The organism is Candidatus Pelagibacter sp. PS_44, from assembly GCF_059417735.1.
Map to the genome: position 1 here is coordinate 879,523 of NZ_CM182063.1, position 23,258 is coordinate 902,780.

General features: G+C 27.4%; 20 protein-coding genes, 2 tRNA genes, 1 other RNA gene and 1 pseudogene. 3 read left to right on the forward strand and 21 right to left on the reverse strand.

The features are described 5' to 3' along the window. The 15 genes and pseudogenes from murB to AC5SLO_RS04935 all read right to left on the reverse strand — a co-directional run bounded on the left by murB (position 1) and on the right by AC5SLO_RS04935 (position 16,054). Positions 1-909: a UDP-N-acetylmuramate dehydrogenase gene (murB, locus tag AC5SLO_RS04865; RefSeq protein ID WP_494572859.1), complete on the reverse strand. Its 909-nt coding sequence runs from the start codon at positions 907-909 to the stop codon at positions 1-3. Then, positions 909-2,303 (reverse strand): UDP-N-acetylmuramate--L-alanine ligase, encoded by a 1,395-nt coding sequence (gene murC / locus AC5SLO_RS04870; protein ID WP_494572860.1) that lies wholly within the window; start codon positions 2,301-2,303, stop codon positions 909-911. Before murC ends, murB begins: the two co-directional genes overlap by 1 nt. After that, on the reverse strand, positions 2,293-3,024 hold the full coding sequence (locus AC5SLO_RS04875) for a UDP-N-acetylglucosamine--N-acetylmuramyl-(pentapeptide) pyrophosphoryl-undecaprenol N-acetylglucosamine transferase (protein WP_494573786.1): 732 nt from the start codon (positions 3,022-3,024) through the stop codon (positions 2,293-2,295). Before AC5SLO_RS04875 ends, murC begins: the two co-directional genes overlap by 11 nt. Further along, positions 3,010-3,361 (reverse strand): annotated as a pseudogene (locus AC5SLO_RS04880) (glycosyltransferase); the annotation flags it as partial. The gene AC5SLO_RS04875 and the pseudogene AC5SLO_RS04880, both read right to left, overlap by 15 nt. Continuing rightward, a complete protein-coding gene (locus AC5SLO_RS04885) occupies positions 3,362-4,486 on the reverse strand; it encodes an FtsW/RodA/SpoVE family cell cycle protein (RefSeq protein WP_494572861.1) in 1,125 nt (374 codons plus the stop codon). It abuts the pseudogene before it with no gap. Then, the gene (gene murD, locus AC5SLO_RS04890; RefSeq protein ID WP_494572862.1) at positions 4,473-5,750 is read right to left on the reverse strand and encodes a UDP-N-acetylmuramoyl-L-alanine--D-glutamate ligase; all 1,278 of its coding nucleotides are present in this window, start codon (positions 5,748-5,750) and stop codon (positions 4,473-4,475) included. The genes AC5SLO_RS04885 and murD overlap by 14 nt, the downstream gene beginning before the upstream one ends. Continuing rightward, a complete protein-coding gene (mraY, locus tag AC5SLO_RS04895; RefSeq protein WP_494572863.1) occupies positions 5,750-6,835 on the reverse strand; it encodes a phospho-N-acetylmuramoyl-pentapeptide-transferase in 1,086 nt (361 codons plus the stop codon). The genes murD and mraY overlap by 1 nt, the downstream gene beginning before the upstream one ends. Beyond that, positions 6,825-9,677, reverse strand: a complete 2,853-nt coding sequence (locus AC5SLO_RS04900; RefSeq protein WP_494572864.1) for a UDP-N-acetylmuramoyl-L-alanyl-D-glutamate--2,6-diaminopimelate ligase — start codon at positions 9,675-9,677, stop codon at positions 6,825-6,827. Before AC5SLO_RS04900 ends, mraY begins: the two co-directional genes overlap by 11 nt. Positions 9,678-9,684: 7 nt before the next feature. Further along, a complete protein-coding gene (locus AC5SLO_RS04905) occupies positions 9,685-11,364 on the reverse strand; it encodes a peptidoglycan D,D-transpeptidase FtsI family protein (protein ID WP_494572865.1) in 1,680 nt (559 codons plus the stop codon). Beyond that, a complete protein-coding gene (locus AC5SLO_RS04910) occupies positions 11,345-11,662 on the reverse strand; it encodes a cell division protein FtsL (RefSeq protein WP_494572866.1) in 318 nt (105 codons plus the stop codon). The genes AC5SLO_RS04905 and AC5SLO_RS04910 overlap by 20 nt, the downstream gene beginning before the upstream one ends. Then, positions 11,659-12,669 carry a 16S rRNA (cytosine(1402)-N(4))-methyltransferase RsmH gene (gene rsmH, locus AC5SLO_RS04915; RefSeq protein ID WP_494572867.1) on the reverse strand — a complete coding sequence of 337 codons (1,011 nt, stop codon included), beginning with the start codon at positions 12,667-12,669 and terminating at the stop codon, positions 11,659-11,661. Before rsmH ends, AC5SLO_RS04910 begins: the two co-directional genes overlap by 4 nt. An 18-nt stretch (positions 12,670-12,687) precedes the next feature. Further along, entirely contained in the window at positions 12,688-14,181 is a 1,494-nt protein-coding gene (gene ftsZ / locus AC5SLO_RS04920; protein ID WP_494572868.1) for a cell division protein FtsZ, read from the reverse strand. 2 nt (positions 14,182-14,183) lie between these two features. Then, positions 14,184-14,651, reverse strand: coding sequence for a division/cell wall cluster transcriptional repressor MraZ (mraZ, locus tag AC5SLO_RS04925; RefSeq protein ID WP_494572869.1), 468 nt, complete (start codon positions 14,649-14,651; stop codon positions 14,184-14,186). 258 nt (positions 14,652-14,909) lie between these two features. Continuing rightward, an RNA gene (rnpB, locus tag AC5SLO_RS04930) (RNase P RNA component class A) lies at positions 14,910-15,265 on the reverse strand. Positions 15,266-15,307: 42 nt separating this feature from the next. Next, positions 15,308-16,054, reverse strand: a complete 747-nt coding sequence (locus tag AC5SLO_RS04935) for an N-acetylmuramoyl-L-alanine amidase (RefSeq protein WP_494572870.1) — start codon at positions 16,052-16,054, stop codon at positions 15,308-15,310. A 69-nt stretch (positions 16,055-16,123) separates the two neighbouring features. Here AC5SLO_RS04935 and AC5SLO_RS04940 point away from each other — a divergent pair, with 69 nt between their 5' ends. Together AC5SLO_RS04940 and AC5SLO_RS04945 are read left to right on the forward strand one after the other, a co-directional pair. Next, positions 16,124-16,909 (forward strand): MlaA family lipoprotein, encoded by a 786-nt coding sequence (locus AC5SLO_RS04940; RefSeq protein WP_494572871.1) that lies wholly within the window; start codon positions 16,124-16,126, stop codon positions 16,907-16,909. Positions 16,910-16,923: 14 nt separating this feature from the next. Beyond that, positions 16,924-17,517, forward strand: a complete 594-nt coding sequence (locus tag AC5SLO_RS04945) for an MlaC/ttg2D family ABC transporter substrate-binding protein (RefSeq protein ID WP_494572872.1) — start codon at positions 16,924-16,926, stop codon at positions 17,515-17,517. A 21-nt stretch (positions 17,518-17,538) separates the two neighbouring features. Here AC5SLO_RS04945 and AC5SLO_RS04950 read toward each other — a convergent pair. The 3 genes from AC5SLO_RS04950 to AC5SLO_RS04960 all read right to left on the reverse strand — a co-directional run bounded on the left by AC5SLO_RS04950 (position 17,539) and on the right by AC5SLO_RS04960 (position 18,820). After that, positions 17,539-17,615 (reverse strand) — tRNA-Ile (locus AC5SLO_RS04950). Positions 17,616-17,680: 65 nt separating this feature from the next. Then, positions 17,681-17,755 (reverse strand) — tRNA-Val (locus AC5SLO_RS04955). A 24-nt stretch (positions 17,756-17,779) separates the two neighbouring features. After that, complete coding sequence (locus AC5SLO_RS04960) at positions 17,780-18,820, reverse strand: O-antigen ligase family protein (RefSeq protein WP_494572873.1); 1,041 nt, start codon at positions 18,818-18,820, stop codon at positions 17,780-17,782. A gap of 19 nt (positions 18,821-18,839) precedes the next feature. On the opposite strand from AC5SLO_RS04960, the gene AC5SLO_RS04965 reads away from it, so the two are divergent. Then, on the forward strand, positions 18,840-19,031 hold the full coding sequence (locus AC5SLO_RS04965) for a hypothetical protein (protein WP_494572874.1): 192 nt from the start codon (positions 18,840-18,842) through the stop codon (positions 19,029-19,031). Positions 19,032-19,129: 98 nt separating this feature from the next. Here the strand turns inward: AC5SLO_RS04965 and rpoD are convergent, their stop codons facing one another. From rpoD to AC5SLO_RS04980, 3 genes are all read right to left on the reverse strand, one after another. Continuing rightward, the gene (gene rpoD, locus AC5SLO_RS04970) at positions 19,130-20,950 is read right to left on the reverse strand and encodes an RNA polymerase sigma factor RpoD (RefSeq protein WP_494572875.1); all 1,821 of its coding nucleotides are present in this window, start codon (positions 20,948-20,950) and stop codon (positions 19,130-19,132) included. Between the two features lie 68 nt (positions 20,951-21,018). After that, positions 21,019-22,794 carry a DNA primase gene (gene dnaG / locus AC5SLO_RS04975; RefSeq protein ID WP_494572876.1) on the reverse strand — a complete coding sequence of 592 codons (1,776 nt, stop codon included), beginning with the start codon at positions 22,792-22,794 and terminating at the stop codon, positions 21,019-21,021. After that, positions 22,794-23,255 carry a GatB/YqeY domain-containing protein gene (locus tag AC5SLO_RS04980; RefSeq protein ID WP_494572877.1) on the reverse strand — a complete coding sequence of 154 codons (462 nt, stop codon included), beginning with the start codon at positions 23,253-23,255 and terminating at the stop codon, positions 22,794-22,796. Before AC5SLO_RS04980 ends, dnaG begins: the two co-directional genes overlap by 1 nt. Positions 23,256-23,258: the final 3 nt, after the last annotated feature.

The following is a 23,258-nucleotide window of genomic DNA, read 5'->3' on the forward strand; positions in this document are numbered from 1 at the left end:
CTATTCTAATATTTTTATTTCTTTTTCAAGTATAATTCCTGTTTTTTTTTTAACTTGTTCCTGAACAAAGTTGATTAATTTAATCATATCATTAAAACTAGCGTTACCTTTATTTACAAAAAAGTTAAAATGTTTTTCTGAAATACTAGCATCTCCAAAATTCAAATCTTGTGGCACAGACTCTTTAATTAATTGCCAAACTTTTTTATCTGATTGATTAATAGGATTTTTAAAAGTGCTGCCACTTGTCTTTATTTTAGTTGGTTGAGAGTTATCTTTTTTATCTTTTAAGTCTATGATTTCATTTTTAATCTTTTCTTTATCTTTATTGAAACCTTTGAAAGAAGCACTTAAAAAAATCAAATCTTCTGGTAAGTCATTATTTCTATATTCAAACATAATTTTTTTAGCAGGTATTGTTAAAACTCTACCATTCCTATCAATGGCTTGCACAGATAGAAGTATGTCTTTAAATTCTCTGTTAAAACAGCCAGCATTCATTCTTAAACCACCTCCAACGGTACCTGGTATACAAGCTAAAAATTCGAAACCGCCCACTTCATTTTCCATAGCAAAATCTGATAATTTTTTATCAGAACAAGCACTACCGGCAATAATTGTACTATTGGGAAGCATCGAAATATTAGCAAAATTTTTACCTAATTTAATAACAACACCTTCATAAGTATTATCACTTATCAGAGTGTTAGAGCCAGCACCTAGAATATGAATTTTTTCTTTAAAGCCAAATTTTTTTAAAAATAGAATTAAATCTGACAAATTATCAGGTTTAAAATATGCCTTAGTTTTACCACCTATATTGAACCAATTGCTTTTCTTTAGATCAAAATCAAATAAAAATTTACTATTGATCTCACTTGAAAATTTTTTTAATTCTTCTAATTGCATTATATCAATTTTGGAAGTTCTCTCATCCAGGAAGAAATTGTCCCTGCACCCATTCCAACAACTATTTTTTTTCCATAAATATTATTTTTAATAAATTTTGCTAATTGATACTGATCATTAACCATAAATAATTTAACATTAGAATTTTTAATAATTTCTTTTGCAAAATTCATGTAATTAAATCCAAGCTTAATTTTTTCACCTGCAGCATAAATTGGGCACAAAATAACTGTGTCTGCTTTTTTAAAAGATAGGCTAAATTCTTTTTTTAAATCTTTTAATCTTGATATTCTATGAGGTTGAAATATACAAATAACTTCTTCTTTTTTATATGCGGCTCTAACTCCATTTAAAACTTCCTTTATTTCAGTTGGATGATGGGCATAATCGTCATAAAAATGAGTTTCTCTGTAGCTAAAAATTTTATTAAATCTCCTTTGAACACCTTTAAATTCTCTTAAACCATTTTTTATAAGTTTTGGAGAAATTCCAATTGTTAATGAAACAGCTGCTGCAGCAGTTGAATTACGTATATTATGAATACCAAGAAGGGGGATCTTAATATTTTTTATATCCAAATTTTTCTTCCCAGGAAGCTTTATTGATAAATCATATTCTGAAAAATCTTTTAATTGTTTTATATTTTTTATATAAAATTGAGATTTTGGGTTTGTTCCATAAGTAAAATAATTTTTTATTTTTAGTCTCTTTAATAAATCATTATTATTTTTATCATCAATACATATGAATGATTTACCAAAAGTGGGAACCTTATTTATAAATTTTATAAACAAATTTTTGAGATCATCCATGGAATTGTAATAATCCATATGTTCTCGGTCTATATTTGTTATTATAGAATAGGTTGGAGGCACATAAATAAAACTTCCATCAGACTCATCCGCTTCTAATATACACCAATCACTTTTTCCTAGCTTTGCTGAATTTTTAATTGCATTTAGTACTCCACCATTAATGATTGTTGGATCTAATTTCGTTTTTGCAAAAATTGCTGCTAATAAAGATGTTGTAGTTGTTTTACCATGAGAGCCTGTAACAACAATATTTTTAGTTAAAGAGACTATGTTTGCCAACATTTGTCCACGCTTATAAATTGGCAGCATCTTTTTTTTTGCTTCAATTAATTCTGGATTATTCTTTTTTATGGCTGAAGAGACAACAACAATCGTTGCTTTTGAAATATTTTTTTTATTATGATTAATATTAATCCTGATCTTACTTTTTTGTAATCTTTCTATATTTTTATTATTTTGAACATCGCTTCCCTGAATATTAAAACCCATTCTTTGCATAATAAGAGCCAGACCACTCATGCCAATGCCACCTATGCCTATAAAATGTATAATTTCAGTTTGTGCTAATTCAATTTTCATTAATAATAGAGTTAATTTTGAGATTTATATTATTCCAACTATTTTGATAGCTAAAATTTTCCATTTTAATTAGTCTTTCGTTATATTCTTTTTTATTTTCAATGATATTTGTTAAAAAACTCACCATTTTATCTTCAGTAGTAGTATTTTGATTTAAGATCCAATTGCATCCTATTTCATTATAAAAATTTGCATTTTCAAATTGATGATTATCTTTTGAACTAGGCAGTGGTATTGCAACATGCGGTAAATTTAAAAAAACTAATTCTGCTAACGTTGTAGCTCCTGCTCTTGTAATACATAAATTTGATTTTTCCATGAAGATTGAGACGTCTTCGTTGTATTCAAACAATTCATAATCAATTTTATTTTCTTGGTAGGTCTTTTTTATACTAGTAAAATTATTTATGTTTGATTGTTGGTAAACTTTAAATTTATATTTTTTTGATAGTTTGACTATTGAATTTTTAACCAATGTATCAAAAATTTTTGCTCCTTGACTGCCACCAATAACCAGAAGTTTAATTTGATCATTTATTGTCTTAGTTTTATTAAGTTCATAAAATTTTTTTCTTAATAAAGGGGGTATAATTTCAATTTTATTTTTTTGATTTTTAGGAAAATTTTTTATTTTATCAGAATAACAAAATATTTTTTTACAGTATCTTAGAAAAAGCTTATTAGATCTTCCAATAACAATATTTGGTTCAAATAAATACAACTTTATGTTTAATAACCTTGATGCTAAACATAATGGTAAGGACATATAACCACCTGTCGCTATTAATACTTCTGTCTTTTTTTTTTAGAAAAATGAAGGATTTGATTGTTAAAACTAAGATTTTAAAAATATTTACAGGGAGTAAAAAAAAATTTGTTTTAAATGGATTTATATTAAATATTGTTAAATCATAATTTTTTTGATTTAAAAATTTTAAGCCTCTATTATCACAGGTCAGAGAAACTTCATTAAGATCTTTTAAATGTTGATATAATATAGTTGCTGGTACAACATGGCCACCAGAACCACCTGTGCTTATTAAAATTTTTTTTTTCATCTAATTAACTTTTCTCTTAGTTAAATTTAATATTATGCCAGACAGAATAGACACACCAATAATTGATGAGCCTCCATAGCTTAAGAATGGTAACGTCATGCCCGTAGTTGGAAATAATCTGATATTCACACCAAAATGAATTAAGGCTTGAAAAATTAATAAACTTATAATCCCAGTTAATACTAATTTTATTTTTTCACTTTTTTCTAAATATATTTTTTTAAAGACGGTATAGATAAAAAATAGAAACAGGATTAACAATAATATAATAGCAATCACACCAAATTCTTCTGAAATTACTGATACAATATAATCAGTATGTGCTTCTGGAACTCTATTTTTTAATGTACCCTCTCCTATTCCTTTTCCAAAATAACCTCCACTACTTATTGCATCTATTGCTTTATCGGACTGAAAGTTATGTGTGCCGCTATTTGGGTTAAAAAAAGATAAAATACGACTTTTTATATACAAAAATTTTGGAATAAAAAAAATCATGTAAATAAATATTGATAATAGAAGACTTAGAGCGCTAATTATTATTGGTAAGCTGATACCTGATACAAAAATTAATGTAGCCCAAGACAAAAATACCAAAAGAGTCTGACCAATATCAGGTTGGATTACTAATAAAAAGATTATTGGTAGAATTGCTATAAAACTTATGACGTATTTAAAAAAAATGTTAAAATTTTTTTCTATACATAAAATATTTGCTATAAAAATAATGATGAAGGGTTTTACAAGTTCAATTGGCTGAAACCTTGGCAGAAAAAAAAGATTAAGCCACCTTCTAGATCCTTTTACTTCAACTCCGATAATTGGCACTAAAATCAGAAAAAAAATAGAAATGAAAAATAGATATAAAGATATCTTAAATAGATTTTTTTCGCTTAATGAAGAAAAAAAAATTAATACACCCATACCTAGTAATATAAATATTAAATGCTTAAAGAAAAAAAAATAATTATTAGTATCTAGTTTATCAGAGGCTATTAATGAGGTTGATACTAAAGAAAAAAATAATCCTAAACCAAATAAAAAAATAATTAATAAAAACAAAGTTTTATCTATATTTTTCCACCACTCATAATAAAATTTATATATCTCGTTAAAGTTTAACATTTATATATTTATTAATAATTTTGTTAAAATATTTTCCTCTTTCTTCAAAATTTTTGAAACTATCAAAAGAAGCTGCTGCAGGACTAAAAAGTATTATTTTATGTTTTATTTTATGATCTGATTTTATATCTATAAATATTTTTTTTATTAAATCTTTAAGATTAAAAAAAGACTCATATTTCATTAATCTTTTTATTTTATTTATAAAAAAAATTTTATCTTTTCCAAAAATGTATGCTTTTATATTTTTATTATTTCTTTTATTTAATAATAATTTATCTCCTTTCTTTGCTAACCCTCCTACTATCCAATATACATTAGATAATGAACTTAATAGACTTACAGAAGAGGAAAAAGAAGTTGCTTTTGAGTCATTGATGATTGTCAATCTATTTGAATTATAGATTATTTGTTGTCTAAAATTAAGCCCCTTAAATTTTTCCAATGTTCTAAATAAAACATCTTTTTTAAGTTTTAATATATTTGCAACTACTAAAACAAACTTTAAGTTTTCTTTATTACCTTCTGTTAAAAAATATTGATTTTTGATCCTTGAAATAGTATTAATATTCGTCTTTTTACTTATCTTGATTATTTTTACTAAAAACTTTTTTAATTTTAGATAACGTTTTATGTAAAAATTATCATAATTTAAAATAGCCAAATCATCATTTGATTGACTTTTAATCAGTTTAAACTTTGCATTAATATATCCACTAATGGTCTTGTGTCTATCTAGGTGATCTGGCGAAATATTTAAAATCATCGATATATTTGATTTAAACAATTTACTGTATGCTAACTGGTATGATGAGGCCTCAATTATGAAAATTGTCTTATTAGTTATGTTTTTCTCTAATAAAATAGGGTTGCCAATATTACCCACTAATCTAACGTCTATCTTTTGAGCCTTTATAACTTCATATAGAATTTTAGCAGTCGTAGATTTACCATTGGTACCAGTTATAGTTATTTTATAATTGTATCTATAATTGTTGTAAAAAATATCTAAATCTGTGTGAATTTTACTATAATTTTTTTTTAAAAAATTACTTAATTTACATTTATTAATATCTATTCCTGGACTAAGTATTATGTAATCAAATTCTATTTTTCTAATTTTTTCATAATTCTTATTTTTTTTGTCATCATATTCAATAACTTTGTTATTTCTTTTTAAAAATTTTGATGCTGATAATCCACTTTTACCTAAACCATAAATTAAAATTTTTTTGTTATTGAAAATATTATGAGACTCTAACATTATCTAAGTTTCAAAGTCGCCAAACCTATCATTGCAAGAATTATTGAAATTATCCAAAATCTAATAACAACTGTTGACTCTGGCCAACCTTTTTTTTCAAAATGATGATGAATGGGTGCCATTCTAAAAATTCTTTTTCCTGTTAATTTAAATGATATAACCTGAACAATAACTGATACTGCTTCTAGCACAAACAGGCCACCTGTAATCGCTAGAACAAACTCATGCTTAGTAATTATTCCAATCGCTCCTAATGAGCCTCCTAATGCTAAGGATCCTGTGTCACCCATAAATATTTTTGCAGGTGGTGCATTAAACCATAAAAACCCCAAACAAGCTCCAATAATTGATCCACAAAAAACAGCTACCTCACCCATGCCTTCCAAATAAGGAATGTTTAAGTATTCAGAGAATACAATATTGCCAGTTACATAACTTATAAATGCAAAACATCCTGCAACCAATATAACGGGTACGGTAGCCAAACCATCAAGACCATCTGTTAAATTGACTGCATTTGATGAGCCAACAATTATAAATATAGAAAATGGTATAAAGAACCAACCCAGGTTAATAATCAGGTTTTTAAAAAATGGAAAATATAAATTTGTTAATTCAGTATTTTGAGAAAAATGTGCCAATCCCCAAATTCCAACTAAAGCTATTACTATTTGTGAAATAATTTTGAACCTAAAAGATATGCCAGATGAATTCTTAAATTTAATTTTTTTATAATCGTCATAAGCCCCTAATAAACCATAACTACTTACTATGAAAAGTAAAAACCATATATTATAATTGGTTAAATCTCCCCAAAGTAATATCCCTGAAAACAAACCTAATAATATTAAAACACCTCCCATTGTGGGAGTACCAATTTTTTTTATAATATGGTCACTTGGACCATCATCCCTAATTGGGTTTAAAATTTGTCTTGCTGAAAAAAACTTTATAAATGGAGTGCCTATTAACAACACAACAAACATTGAAGTAAACATGGCTAAACCAGTTCTAAATGTTAAATATTTAAAAACATTTAAAAAACCAAATTGATCAACTAAATCAACAATAAGACTATAAAGCATTAATTTTTCCGATTTTTATTTGTTTAACAAGAGTATTAAGTCCTGTTGAGTTTGAGCCCTTAATCATTAAATAATCATTATTATTTAATGAATTTTTAATCAAATCAAATATTTGAGTTTCATTTTTTAAGATTAATCCTTTTTTATCTTTATTTAACATCTTATGGGTTATCTTAATATCTTTACCAAAAACATTAATGTTTTTAAGTGATAGCTTGTTAATACTCTTGCCAATTGCCAAATGTAATGATTTTGAATATTTTCCAAGTTCTAACATATCTCCAAGAATTAAGTGTTTTTTAGAGTTTACCATTTTAATATTGTCAAAATTATTTAATGCTGACTTTAAGGACAATGGATTTGAATTATAGCTCTCATCTATTAAATAAAATGATTTTTTAGCTAATTTAATTTTTTGTATATCACCTCTTCCTTGTGGTTTTTTATAGTTATAAAAAATATTTTTATTTAGACTATTTATATTAATAAAAATTGAAATAATTGTAATTGATGCCAATATATTTTTTAAGTCATTTTCAAAAATAGAATTGACATAAAAAAAAGTTTTTACATTATTAACTTTTATAAATATTTTGAACTTCGACTTAACTTTAATGATTGATATTAAGCTGATATCTGAACTTTTATCTTTCAAGCTAAATGATAAAGTTTTTAACTTTCTTTTTTGAGCTAGTTTTTTATGAAAACTAAAGAAATTATCATCTCGATTTAGAACAAGATAACCATTACTTTTTATATTGTTAATAATTTCAGATTTAGCAAGTGCTATTTCATTAATATTTTTAAAATTTTTTATGTGGGCGTGAGATATATTTGTAATAACTCCTACATCTGGTTTTATTATTTTTGACAATTCTTCTATTTCACCTTTTTTATCCATTCCAATTTCAAATATGCCAAAATCATCATTGGCTTGTAAGTTAAATATACTCAAAGGAACACCAAATTTATTATTAAAAGATTTTGGAGAGTATGTGACTTGAGAAATTTTACCCAACGTTTTTCCTGTTAATTCTTTTAAAGAAGTTTTTCCACAACTTCCTGTTATTGCAATTATTTTTGTTGATAAATTATCTCTAAGCAGTGAAGAAGCTTTTGTTAAAAAGTTTAAAGTATTTTTTACAATTATTTTTCTTTTTTCTTTTTTTCCTTCGCTAGCAACTACTAAACTTGCTCCTCTAGTAAATGCTTCTTTTACAAAAAAATTACCATTATTTTTTTTTCCTTTTATTGCAAAAAAAATATCATTTTTTTTTATCTCTTTAGAGTTTATTGATGCTTTTTTTATAGTTGTTTTTGGGTTTACTGAAATATAATTAGATAAATCATTTAAAATATTGATTTTTAAATTATCTGAGAGTATTTTATTTTTTAATTTAATATTTTTTAATATTTCTTTTTTATCAGAAAAAGCTTTTTTTTTAGTTCCATAGTCTTGTGTTTCTTCGTGACCCTTACCAGCTACAACTAAAATATCTCCTGTTTTTAAATTCAAAATTGCCTGCTTGATTGCTTTAGATCTATCTGCGATCTCATAAATCTTTGACTTTTCAATCTTTTTTTTAATATCTTTTCTAATATTGCTTGGATTCTCATTTCTAGGATTGTCGTCTGTTAAATAAATTTTTTCACAATATTGATTAGCAATCATCCCCATCACTGCTCTCTTGCCCTTGTCTCTATTGCCACCACAACCAAAAACAATAGAAATCTTTTTATCTGCAAATTGTTCCTTCAAATTCAACAAACATGCTTTTAGTGCATCGGGTGTATGTGCATAATCAAGGATCACCTTAGAGTTATTTTTTATGTTACCTATTTTTTCAAGTCTCCCTCTAACAGGTTTAATATATCTAATAGAGTTTACTATTTTCTTAAATACTAAATTACTTTTTTCAGCAGCAAGCATTGCCATAAAAATATTTTTTAGTTGAATTTTTCCTATTAAATTTACTAAAATTTTATAAGTATTTTTTTTATACCTAATATAAATTAATTGCTTGTCGTCTTGATATTCAATTGAAATTAAACTTAAACTTAAGTTACTTTTTTTATTAGAAATAGTGTTAAGATTAAATTTACTCTTTAGTGCTATATTTTTAATTCTTTTATACTCTTGAATTGAATCGTCTGTAATTATATTTGCTTTTTTTTCTAATAGATTTCTAAATAAGTACAGCTTAGATTTTAAATAATCTTTGAAAGTTTTATGATAATCTAAATGATCGCGAGATAAATTTGTAAATATTCCAGTTTTAAACTTTAAACCATCTAACCTATTTTGTTTTAATCCATGACTAGAAGCTTCCATTATAACATTATCAATATTTTTTTTTTTAAGATTTTTTAATATTTTGTTTAATCTTATAGAATCCATTGTTGTGTTAAATGACTCGGAGGTTGAATTATTTGTTTTAACCCCCAAGGTTCCTATTGATGCTACTTTAATTTTATTTAATTTCAAAATTTGAAAATAAAAATCTACAATAGATGATTTTCCATTTGTACCTGTGACTGCTATTAAATTATTAGGTTTGTTATTATTGGTTGCATAAGAAAATTCGGATAATGCTCTTCTGGCATTTGGTGTGTTTATAAATAATATTCCTTTTTTTATTCCTTCAAATTTTAATTCTGAAACAATTATTTTTGCACCATTTTTTATTGCATCATTTATGAAGAGAGTACCATTATTGATTGTGCCTTTAATGACGAAAAATATATAGTTATTTTTACATTGCTTACTATTAAAGCTAAATCCTGAAAAATAATAATTTTTGTATTCAGGTTTTATATTTTTAAAGAAATGCCCAATCTGCATATGAATTTTAATTTTCTATATGTTTTGTGGCCAAAATAGGCCCAATTCTTTCTATGATATTTCCAGCAACTTCAACAGAGGTCCAGCCAGCTGTATTATAAGGTGTGCCTTTTGTAGGTTGTTTTCCGTCTTTGTAATAATAAATATACTCACTATTAGTTTTAGGTTCATCTAATAAAACAATTAATGCGTACTTTGGTTTTGAAGTTGGAAATATAGAAGCAAACGTATTAACTTTTAAATTGGAATAACCACCTAAAGTAGTTTTTTGGGCCGTTCCAGTTTTACCACCTACTTCATATCCATCTATGTTAGCTAATTCTGCGGTACCTTCTTTATTTGTAACAATTTTTCGTAGAATTGGATTTAATTTTTCTGAAATACCTTCCTTAATAATTCTATTTTTATTGTTAATGTTATCCTTATCTCTTTTAATTAAAGTAGGTTTAATATCAAAACCACCATTTGTAATAATTGAATATCCCTTTGCAAGCTGTAGCGGTGTTGTAGTTATTCCATGTCCAAAAGAAACGGTAGCTAATTTACATTTTCCCCACTTGAACGGATATGGTTCTCCCACCTCTTCAATATCAAAATCAATTTTATTTAAAACTCCAACTTTTTCTAAAAATGATTTAAGTTTATCTATTTCTAACTTTTGTCCAATTCTAACTGAACCTATATTGCCAGATCTAATTAAGATTTCTTCCACTGTTAAATCTGAAGGAATATTATCACTATACTCTCCAATAGGTTGACCAGCACAACGAATTGATTTTGGCAAATCTAAAAACTCGGTATCAACATCTATTAAATCTTGGTCTAATCCAGCAGCAACTGTAAATGTTTTAAAAACTGAACCTAGCTCATAAACACCTTTCGTTGTTCTATTGATAAAATCCAAATCTACAATTTTTTCTCTCTTATTAAGGTCAAAATCAGGATATGAGACCATAGAAATAATCTCTCCATTATTTACATTCATTAAAATCGCAGCCGCACCTTTACTTCTAAAAATTGTATTAAATTTTATAAGCTGTTCTCTAACTAAGAATTGCACATCCGTATCGACAGTTAATTTAAGTGGTTCTTTTTCTTGCTTCAATCTATCATCAAATGATTTCTCAATACCTGATATACCTTGGTTATCATTATCTATCTGACCAATAATATGACTAAAAAGATTTTTTTGAGGATAGACTCTAGCTAACTTCTCTTCTGGCACAATTGATTTATCTCCAAGTAGCATGATTTTTTCATAATTTTCTAAAGATATTTTTTTTTCAAAATAAAAAAATTTATTTAGATTAATTTTTTTTTCAATTTCTAAATAATTCTTTTTGGGAAATAATAATTTTAAATTTATTAAAAGTTTTTGTTTATCTATTATTTCAACAGGATTAATACCAATATCAATAGAGCTAACAGTTTTAGCTAAATAATTGCCATTTCTATCCATAATATCTGCTCTGTAATTTTTTACATTAGAAACTGGAGTAATTTTTTTATCTTGTTTTAATGAGCCTAAGTGAAGAAGCTGAATAGAAAATATTATTGAAATAACTAGAAATATGAAAAAGATAAATGCAATTCTATTAAACTCTATGTTGAGATTTGTTTTACTTTTTTTATATGAAAATTTATTTTCATATTCTTCTAAAATTATATTACTTTTTTTGTGTTTCATTTTTATCTTTAATTAAGCTATTTATGATTATTTGATCATCATTCTGTCTTAATTCTTTAATTTGAGTAATATTTATTTTGATTAAATCTTTTTCAAAATATTGATTTTGATATTGAGTTAACTTTTCTGGAGAAGTCAGGAAATTATATTCTAATAATGCTTCACCAAGTTCTGTTTCTAAAGGTCTAATATTTTCTTTTAATACAAAAATTTTATCTTCAATTTCTTTTGTAGAATTTTTCACAATTGAAGTGGCTAAAACTAATATTAAGATTATTAAAAATGCTATTTTCTTCATAATTTCTGTGAAAAATTTTCAATTTTAATTAAATGATCAAACTTTTCTAGAATATCTGTCTCAAAATCATAAAAATCCTCTTTTTTAATAACGTATCTTAATTTTGCTGATCTAGATGGTGGATTTTCTTTAATTTCTTTTTCACTAGGTACAATAGGTTTCTTATTAATAGTCTTAAATAAATTCACTTTTTCCTCTCCTTTAGGCATGTATCTTGAAACACTTTTGTTTTCAGACATGCTTTTAAAAAAGTATTTTACTATTTTATCTTCAAGTGAATGAAATGTTACTACCGCTATAACTCCATCTTTTTTGACTACTTTGGCTGCATTAATTAATCCATAAATTAGTTCACTTATTTCTTTATTAACAAATATTCTTAATGCTTGAAAAATTTTTGTAGCGCTATGGGTTTTGCTATTATTTTTTCTCTTTGAAGACTCTATTATCCTTACTAGCTCCTCTGTTGTAATTTCTCTTTTAGCTCTATCTTCCACAATATTGTGTGCTATTCGATTGCTGTCTTTTTCTTCACCAAAATACTTAAATATTTGTGCAAGTTCGACTTTGTCTAGAATATTTATTGCCTCTTTGGCTGAAAACTCATTTATTCCCATCTTCATATTGAGTGCACCAACAGTCTCAAAAGAAAGCCCTTTTTTTGGATCCTTTATTTGATTAAGCGAATAACCTAAGTCGAAGATCACTCCTCTTATATTTTCATTTTTAAGCTTTAAATTATTTAACTGGCTAAATTTAATGTTCTTAAATAAAAACCTATCTTCAAAAGAATTTTGAATTATATTTGCTTTTTTTTGACTCTCTAAATCTCTATCTAGTGCAATTACTTTTGTTTCAGCAAAATTTAATATTTTTTTAGAGTATCCACCTTGACCAAAGGTGCAGTCAATAAATGTGCCACCATATTGAGGGGTAATAATGCTAATTAATTCACTTAGCAGTACCGGATAATGACTTCTCACATCTGGTACTATGGTGGCTATCATTTATTTTTTTGAAGACCATTAATTCTTTTGTCTTCTTAAAAATGCTGGAATTTCAAGATCATCATCTTCAGAGTTATTTTCATTATTCTCTGTCGATAAAAAACTATCTGATTCATTCTGTTCATTATCTGAACTAAATAAATCTGGAGCTGCATCTTCATCCACACCAAAGTTTTCAAGTCCATTAGAAGTTTGCTCAGTTTCTAATGGCATATTGCTCTCTTCAGTCTCAACTGTGGTATTGAACGCTTCTTCAGTAAAAGATTGCTCATGATCAGCTGTATGATTATTTTCAACAACACTCTCAACCTCTTGAGAGTGTAAATTTTGTTGATTAATCATATCTGAACTTGATTTATCTAAACTTGGCTCTGCAATAACTTCATTTTCTAACTTCAATGCATTTGCACCGTGTGAAATGGGACTAGACATTGTTGGAGAAAAATTAAATGATTGAGCTGAACTAGCACTACCAAAGTCTGAATAACCTGGGTTTCTGTTTTGTATTCTATGAACCATATTAATTACAGATTTACCTTCAGGTTGTTGACCATCTAGTGATGTTGCAACAATAGATACTCTCATTTTACCATCTAGCTCTGCTGAGGTAATTGCACCAATAATTAATTCTGCTTCTGGATCAACTTCAGCTCTTACTTTATTTACTGCTTCATCAACTTCAAAAAGTTTAAGATCTTTTCCACCAGTGATATTTACTAATAAACCTTTGGCTCCTTTTAAAGTATAATCATCAATCAATGGATTGCTTATTGCCATCTCTGCAGCTTTTATAGCTCTACCTTCTCCTTCGGCCTCTCCTGTACCCATCATTGCTTTACCCATTGAGGCCATAACAGTTTCAACATCTGCAAAATCCAAGTTGATTAAACCAGGTCTGACCATAAGATCAGTTATACTTTGAACACCGTGCATCAAGACATTATTTGAAAGATTAAAAGATTCTTCAAATGTAGTTTGTTCATTTGCAATCTTAAACAAATTTTGATTTGGAATTACAATAATTGTGTCTACATGTTTTCTTAATTCTTCAAGTCCTTGTTGAGCTCTTCTCATTCTTGAAGGGCCTTCATATAGAAATGGTAGTGTAACAACACCAACGGTTAAGATATTCAATTCTTTTGCAGCTCTTGCAATGACATGTGCGGCACCTGTTCCAGTTCCACCACCCATACCTGCAGTTATAAAAACCATATTTGCACCTTGAAGAGTGTTTATAATATCATTTAAAGACTCATCTGCGGCTGCTTGACCAATATCAAGTTTTGCTCCAGCCCCTAAACCTTTAGTTAAATTTAATCCAATTTGAATTCTTGCTTTCGCTTTACTTAATTTCAAATCCTGAGCATCAGTGTTTACAGCAATAAACTCCACACCTTGTAGACCATTATCTATCATTTCATTGATTGCATTTCCTCCTGCCCCACCAACACCTAAAACTAATAATCTTGGTTGTAATTCTTTTATCTCTGGCGCTTTAAAGTTAATTGTCATTTTTATTTCCCCTCATTGTTATTAAAATGTTTTTCCCATTTAAGGCTTGCTCTATTTATGTTTGCTTTTTTTCTAGCTATCACCTTAAATTTTTCAAATGCTGTTGGTTCCCATATTTGGAATGTTTGACCTTGACCAACAAACAACATGCTGTTTTTAATTTTTGCGTGTTTTAATAATTTTGTAGATAAAGAAATTCTGCCTTCACTATCGAATTGTAAATTCATACTATCAGATAAAACTGATGTAGAAAAAAAATCTCTATTTTCTTCAAAGGGACTTAAAGAGTCTATGCTTGCTGAAAGTTTTTCAATTCTATCTTGTGAGCAAGCTTCAATAGATTGATTATTAAATGATGGATAACAAATAACCCCGTTATATCCTAAATTAGAAAGATGAGATCTAAAACTAGCAGGCACGGACACCCTTCCCTTTTTGTCTATTTTGTTCTCGTAAGTAGATAAAAACATATTTTTTATATTTCATAAATTCCATATTTGGGAATATATGGGATATTATGGGTTTTTAGACATGCTGTCAATATGTTCATTTTAGGCTTATTTGATGAAGTTTATGAACAACTTGTTGTCTATCTCTTTAGAGTTTAAATTCAATTTTTAAGTTTGAAACTAATACAATTGTGAGATTAAAAATAAGAACATAAATGACTCAATTATGAATCAAAAGGTGAACACTTATTTTATAATTAAGCACTAGTTGTGGATAAGTTTGCTAGACGAACTATAAGCCGGGTTCTGTCATTAAAACTTATCATTTCTCTAGGCTTAAGATCACTCTTAAGCTCAAGCAACTAACCCTGATGACTAGCCAAAGACGGCTTTTAGTTTTGCAACAATGTCACCTCTACTTAGTCTTGCTCCCAGTGGGGTTTTCCAGCGTTCATTGTTACCAATAGAACCGGTGTGCTCTTACCACACCTTTTCACCCTTGCCATGTTATGGCGGTATATTTTCTGTGGCACTATCCCTAGGGTTTCCCCCGCCAGGTATTACCTGGCACTGTGTCTTTGCGGAGCCCGGACTTTCCTCTTTAATAAAATTAAAGCGATAAGTCGTTCATCTAGCATTTATAATTTATTACTAAACTCAAAAACTTCAAGCAAAATTTATTTAAATTCTTCAACAAGATTTTTACTAATAAGCAAGCATTCTTGATCAATTTTACCATTAACTAATTCTTGTCTAAACCTTCTTTGAAATGCCTTTACTAACTCTCTTAAATATTTTACTCTATTAATATTTAACGGTTTCTTTTTTGAATACCCAATCTTGAATAAATTTTTATAGAAAAAAGTTTCTTCTTCTTCATTTATTTTAAGTTTTCTATTTTTTATCAGTTCTTGCTTATCCTTTAATGCATGCCACACCCCTATATTTTTTTTTGATAAATATTCCCAAGGAAACTTTTCTCCAGGATCTTTCTTTCTTTGTGGGGCTATATCTGAGTGTCCTAAAATATTTTCAGGAAGAATGTTGTATTTCTTTATTAATGATTTAGTTAATTTTAAAAGTGAAGATATTTGTTTTTGTTTGAATTTTTTATATCCATGCTCATGTCCTGGATTTGTAATTTCAATTCCAATAGAGTTTTGATTTAAAGATTTATAATTTTTCCATGAAGATTTTCCAGCATGCCATGCAATATATAAATCTGGTACCATATTTATAATCTCTCCATTATTTTTGATAAAATAATGACAGCTAACCTCAGATTGTATATCTGTAAGTCTCCTCAAAGCATCAGATTCGTTTTTCATTCCCGTATAATGAAAAATAATGAATTTGATTTGCTTAGATGATCTTTTCTTTGGATTAAAGTTAGGTGAGTAGTTTAATGCTATCTTTAGAGCCATTTTTGGGTCATATTTATAACTAATTCTAGATTTACATTGAGATTATATACATTATATAATTAAAAAATAATGAAAAAATTTTTATTAACTTCACTAATTAGTTTAATGTTAGTCACCAATGTAAGTGCTGATACTGATGGTGAAAATAATATGTCTAACAAAAATTCGGGTGAAGTAAAAGATTGTTTTGAAAGTGTAAATAGAGCAACTTTTAAATTTAATCAGGTTTTAGATGGTGTTGTTTTTGAACCTCTTGCTAAAGCTTATAGGGTTTTGCCATCTCCAGTAAGAACTGGAACAAGTAATGCTTTAGATAATCTTTCAACACTTGTAACAATTCCTAATAATCTACTTCAAGGAGATTTTAAAAAAGCTACTGTTAATACTGGTAGGTTTATAGTTAATACAACTATTGGAGTTGTTGGAATATTTGATGTAGCAGAAAAAGTAGGTTTTCCAGAATATGAAAAAGAGGACTATGGTCAAACACTTGGTGTTATGGGTGTTGGTGAAGGATGTTATGTAATGCTCCCTGTTTTGGGGCCTTCAACTGTAAGGGACACGGTTGGTTCATTGGCGAACTTAATGGGAGGTGATGCATGGTATAATGTTACTGTTGCAAATGACACTCAACACTTTTCTGATTTTGATTATTATGCGACAAGAGCAGGTACTGGAATTGATTTTAGAGCAAAAAATATAGAGTCTTTTGATAACCTAGAAAAAAACTCAATAGATTTTTATGCATCTGTTAGAAGTTTATATTTACAAGACAGACAACAAAAAATTGCAAACTCAAATGCAATAACTGAAACCCAAAACGATAGTGATTGGGAAGAAATAGAAACTCAGTAAAAAAATAAAACTTAATGAGATTAAAAAAGTTTTTAATATTTTCTTTTATCATAATAAATTTTATTAGTTTTAATCAATCCTATTCAATGGAGCCCGATGTATTTGTGCAATCAACGGTAAATAGAGCTTCAGAAGCTTTAAATAATAAATATTCAAAAGAAGAAAAAATAGAGAAGTTAAAACAGATTGCAATGGAAACTGTTGATATAAATGGGATTGGCTCTTACACTTTAGGCTCTTATAGAAAAAATATAAGTGAAAGTGAATTACGTGAATATGAAACACTCTTTATGCAATATTTTTTAAAAAGTTTTTCTAGTAGATTGGCCGAGTATTCAAATCCTGAAATAGAGGTTATATCTAAAGAAAAACTTAATGAAACTTACACAATGGTTTCTAGTAAATTAGTTGCAACGGATCAAAGACCAGAGGTTAAAATTGATTGGAGGGTTTATACAAAAAATCCTGAAAACCCTTTAATTAGAGATTTAATTATTGAAGGCTTGAGTCTTGCAAGAACTCAGAAGGAAGAATTTTCATCTATCATCCAAAGTAACAATGGAGATATTAACGGTCTTTTTTCTACTTTAAAAGAGTTCGTTAAATAATCTTTTGTAAAAAATAATTATTGGTGGGCCCGCCAGGACTCGAACCTGGGACCAATACATTATGAGTGTACTGCTCTAACCAACTGAGCTACAGGCCCTGAAAATTTAACTTTAATTATATTATAATGCAACCGATGTCTAGTATAGGTAAAAATAATGAGAATGGTGGGACTGGTTGGTTACGCTCCAACTACCCCTGCAATGTCAATGCAGTACTCTACTATTGAGCTACAGTCCCATAAATATAATTTATCTATTAATTTTAATTAAATCTAAATACATTAGTTTTATTTCCAGCAGCATACATAATAGATAAGTTTATCCAAAAAATAGTTAAATTGTAATCTGCAAAAAAAGCACCACTGGGTAACAATGGAATAAATGAAGTTAACAAAAAAATTAAACAGCCTAATTGTAGATAATTTTTAGAGCCAAGAATAATTTTAATTTTACTAAAAATTAGACTAAATAAAATTAAAATTAAAAACACAGTTCCTACAATTCCATGTTCTGCCAAAAACTCAAAATACAGCTGATGAGGATGGGTATTACAATAATACTTAGGATTTTTTTCATTTGAGCACGTCTCTAATCTATAATTTTTATTACCTACTCCAAAAAATTTATATTTTTTAAAAACTTCAAATCCAGATTGATAAAGAGCAATATATAAATTTTTATTTGCTTCTCTCTCAACACTAATTTCATTATTAGACTGAAAAATAGAAATTATTGGTTTAAAAAATTGACCACCATATCTCAATTTTAAAAAATTAGAGTTATTAAGCAAAAATATAAATAATAAAACTAATAATAAAACTGAAAGTATTTTATCTTTAAATTTGAAATGGTCATTCAAAAAATAAAATAAAAAAAAACTAAGAATTGCCTTAATCGAATTTGATCTTTCACCTGTTATGATTATTGCAGTAAGAAAAAAAATTGAAAAAATAAATATAATATATTTATACTTATTTGATATTCCTTTATTAAAAAAAAATAAGTATCCAATAAATATCAAATAAAACCCATAAATGTAACCACCTACAATTGGCTCATCTTTAAAAAAACTTACGACTCTATTCCCATTGGGCTGCTCAATACCATTTATATAATCTGATCCATAGCCTAATACGTTTGTACCTGTTACTCTTTCAAAATAAATATCAAGAATAACAATTGATATTATTGTCATCCAGACCAAAAAAACTTTTTTCAAAAATCCCCTATCTTCAAAAAAATAATTAAATGCCAAAAAAAGTATTCCGAATCTAATAAATCCAAGATTTCTAGGTGCACTCATTGAAAAATCTTTTGCAATAATGGAATTAAAAACTAAATACAAACAAAGTAATAGTATAAGTTTAACAGTTTTATTCGATAAGAACTTAAAATCTTTTTTGAATAGAATAAAAAAAATGAACGAAATATCAATTAGTAGAATATTAAACAAAGAAAAAGCAGGTCCAATAATTATAGATGCGGGTATGAAAGAAAATAAAACAAGGAAATAAGGATTAAGAATTTTACTATTCATTTGATTAATTTAATACTCTATTAAATATTAAAAATAAATAAGATCTACTTTATGTTAATAAATAGATCAGTTTATTTAGCTTTCTAAAAAGCTTTTTAGTTGCTTGGATCTACTTGGGTGTTTTAATTTTCTAAGAGCTTTGGCTTCAATCTGTCTAATACGTTCTCTAGTTACTGAAAATTGTAATCCTACTTCTTCAAGAGTGTGATCTGTATTCATGCCAACTCCAAATCTCATTCTAAGAACCCTTTCTTCTCTTGGCGTTAGTGTTGATAAAATCTTAGTAGTCGCCTCACTTAAATTTGATTTAATAGCTTGTTCTAGTGGGGCTAACGCTTTTGTGTCTTCAATAAAATCTCCCAAACTACTATCTTCTTCATCGCCCACTGGCTTTTCAAGTGAAACTGGTTCTTTTGATATTTTTAAAACCTTTCTAACTTTATCTAATGGCATTCTTAATTTTTTTGCTAATTCCTCAGGTGTCGCCTCTCTACCAAATTCACTTAAAATTAGTCTTTGTGTTCTAACAATTTTATTAATGGTTTCAATCATATGAACTGGAATTCTAATCGTTCGCGCTTGGTCAGCGATAGATCTTGTAATCGCTTGTCTTATCCACCATGTAGCATATGTTGAAAATTTGTATCCTCTTCTATATTCAAATTTATCTACTGCCTTCATAAGACCAATGTTTCCTTCTTGAATAAGATCTAAAAATTGAAGTCCTCTATTAGTATATTTTTTGGCAATAGAGATTACTAATCTCAAGTTGGCTTCAACCATTTCTTTTTTTGCTATTCTAGATTCTTTTTCACCTTTTTGAATTCTGCTAACTAATTTTTTATAATCTGTAACTGAGATCCCAAGCTTATGACTAATCTCAATTAATCTTTCTCTAATATTCTTAAATTCATCTTTGTTTTTTGAAAAAAACTGTTTCCACATGAGATTGGTATCAAGAAATTTTTTAAGATTTGGATTAATTTCATTGCCTATATAAAACTTAATAAATTCATTTCTTGGAATTTTTTGATCCATTGCAAGTCTCAAAAGATTTCCCTCTAAAGAAACAATCTTTTTATTTTCTACATAATGTTTTTGAACTAATTCTTCTAATACAGATGGAGATAACTGAAGTGATTTAATATTTTCTAAAATATCACTTACAATTTTGTCATAGCCTTTTTCTTTGGCAGTTGAAAAACTTACTGAATTTAAAATACAATCTAATTTCTCTTTTTGATATTTAATTAACTTTGCGTACTCTTTTGTTAGAGTATTTACTGTTTTTAAAACCTTTGGTTTAATTTCAGTTTCCATTGCAGCAAGCGTAGGATTGAATTCATCATCATCATTGCTATCTTCATTTTTATCTGTTTCACCTGAATTTCTTTGTTTAGCACTAGGACCTGTATTTTCGTCCTCCATATAATTTGTATCAATATCAATAATTTCTCTTACTAGAATTTCATCCTTTTGAAGTTTTTCATCCCACTCAACAAATTGCTGTGCTGTAATTGGGCTTTGTGCTAATGCAATAAGCATTACATCTTTTCCAGCTTCTATTCTTTTAGCAATTGCAATTTCACCTTCACGAGATAAAAGTTCTACCCCTCCCATCTCCCTTAAATACATTCTTATAGGATCATCACTCTTTTCAATAGTTTTGCCTTCTTCTTTAGAAGAGTTTTCTTTTTTTCTTAAAACTTTAAAATCTGATTTTTTTTCTACTAGAGAAACGCTCTCATCAAGAATGTGCATGAAAGCTTGTTCTAAATTCTCATTAGAAAGATTTCTTTTACCTAGAGATTTGTTTAGCTCATCAAAAGTTATAAATCCTCTATGGGTTCCTCTACCCATAAGTCTAGCAAATGATTTTGTAATTATTCTTTCCACAATTGTATATATTTGAGAAGTCTTATATAAGCGCAATTTTAGAAAAATCCATGTATTTTTTGTTGGATTTAATTGATATTTTTTTGCTTTTTAAGCTCTCTTAATTCATTGAAAGTACTTTCGCTTAAATCCTTTGAAAATTTCGATTCTAGCTCTTCAATTCTAAACTCTAAATCGTAATTTTTGAGATCTCTTGAAACCTCATCTAATAATTCAAACATCTTTTCTTGATTGTTTTGATGACTATTTAAAATATGTTTAATGGAAGCAAATTTGAAGATTTTTTCTATTAATTGTGGATCAATAGGAATTTGCTCAAGCGTAAGTTTCTCTCCACTTTTTAACTTTAATAAAAGAGTTTCATAGATCAATTTATTTTCATCACTGAACAATCTAATATTTTCAATTAAGTGAATATTATCTTGAAAAATATCTAAGTTATTTAATATCAGATAAAGTAATGAAAACTCTTTGAGCTCTACCCCACTTAATGATTTACTTTCATTGAAGTATTTTTGTGTAGATTGTAAAGACTTAATCTTTTTTGTATAAAATTGTTTTTTACCTACATTGCTATGCGGTGTTAAAGATGAGATTTTTTCTAAGAAAAACTCAAGTACATATTTTTTAATAAAATCATCTTTAATGGTTCGCGCAATAGATCTTAATTTTTTTTCAAAAATTGCCATTGATGAAGGATTATTATCAGTTTGTTGTTTGTAGTGATTAAATATGAATTGATGAATAGAAATTTTTGCTTGTTTGGTAAAATCTATAAAATTAGCTTTACCATTTTTGTTTGCATAACTATCTGGGTCTTCTCCATCTGGTAAAAAAAGAAATGAAATTTGTTTTTCAGGTTGTAATTCTTTTATTGAATTTTCAGCTGCTCTGAGGGCTGCTTTATATCCACTTTCATCTCCATCAAAACAAATAATTATGTCATCAAAAAATTGATTTAAAATTAAAATTTGTCTGTCAGTTAATGACGTTCCAAGGTTTGCAACAACATTTTCTATTCCATTTTTACTTAAGCCAACAACATCCATGTAACCTTCAACAAGATACACATGATCAATTTTATTAGATAATTTTCGAGCTAAATCTAAATTATATAAGTTAGAACCTTTTTTAAAAAAAGGAGTCTCTGGAGAATTTATATATTTTGCACCATAACTATTTTCATTAATAGTTCTTCCACCCAATCCAATAGGCTGACCAGAAATATTATTTATTGGAAATATTATTCTATCTCTAAATCTTTCTATATATGTATTTTTTTTTTCATCCAAATAAAAAAGGCCACTTTCAACTAAAACTTTTTCACTAAATTGATCTTTTAATTTTTCATAAAAATTAGAATTTCTTTCAACAAATCCGATTTTAAAATTTTTTACCTCATCTTTACTAAGGTTTCTTTTTTTTAAATAGTCTCTTGCAATAGTTAAACTTTCATTTTTTAAAATTTCATCATGATAAAATTCGACATATTGGTTATAAATTGAAGAATACTCTTGCCAATTTTTCTCTCTTTCTTCATCTTGTTTTGAAAATGTGTATGGTCTCATACCAGCAAGATTAGCTAGAGATTTTACAGCTTCGCCAAATTTTAAATTTTGAGTTTTCATTACAAAATCAAAAATATTTCCGTGTTCTGATGTCGCAAAACAATGATAGAATTCTTTTTCATCATTGACCGTAAAAGATGGTGTTTTTTCTGTCTTAAATGGCGATAGACCAACAAATTCTTTGCCTCTTTTTTTTAAGCTAACTGATTTTGAGACAACTGTTGAAACTTTTAAACGAGTTTTAATTTCGTCTAAGTATTCTTTGGGATATTTCATTATTTATTTAATAATTCTTTAAGCAATGGTCCAGCTTTAGCAAAGTCTAAGTTGTCAGGATAAGACTTTTTAAGCTCACCCATCACTTTGCCCATATCTTTAATCGATGCTGCTCCTAATTTGCTTATTGTATCAACGCATATTTTTTTAGTTTCCTCGTCATTTAATTGTTTAGGCAAAAAACTAGATAATAGTTCAAATTCGTTTTGCTCCACTTCTAATAAATCTTTTCTATCGTTCTTTTTATAGATCTCTATTGATTCGGTTCTTTGTTTGATCATTTTCTTCAAAAGTTTCTTGATGTCCTCATCGTCTGTTTCTTTTTTGTCAGGTCCAGATCGATTAACAATATCAAGATCTTTAATTGAAGATAAAATTAACCTATAGGTTGATATTTCTGTCTTATTTTTTGCTTTTAAAGAATTTTTATAGTTAGTTTCAATTTTTTCTTTCAATGTCATAAT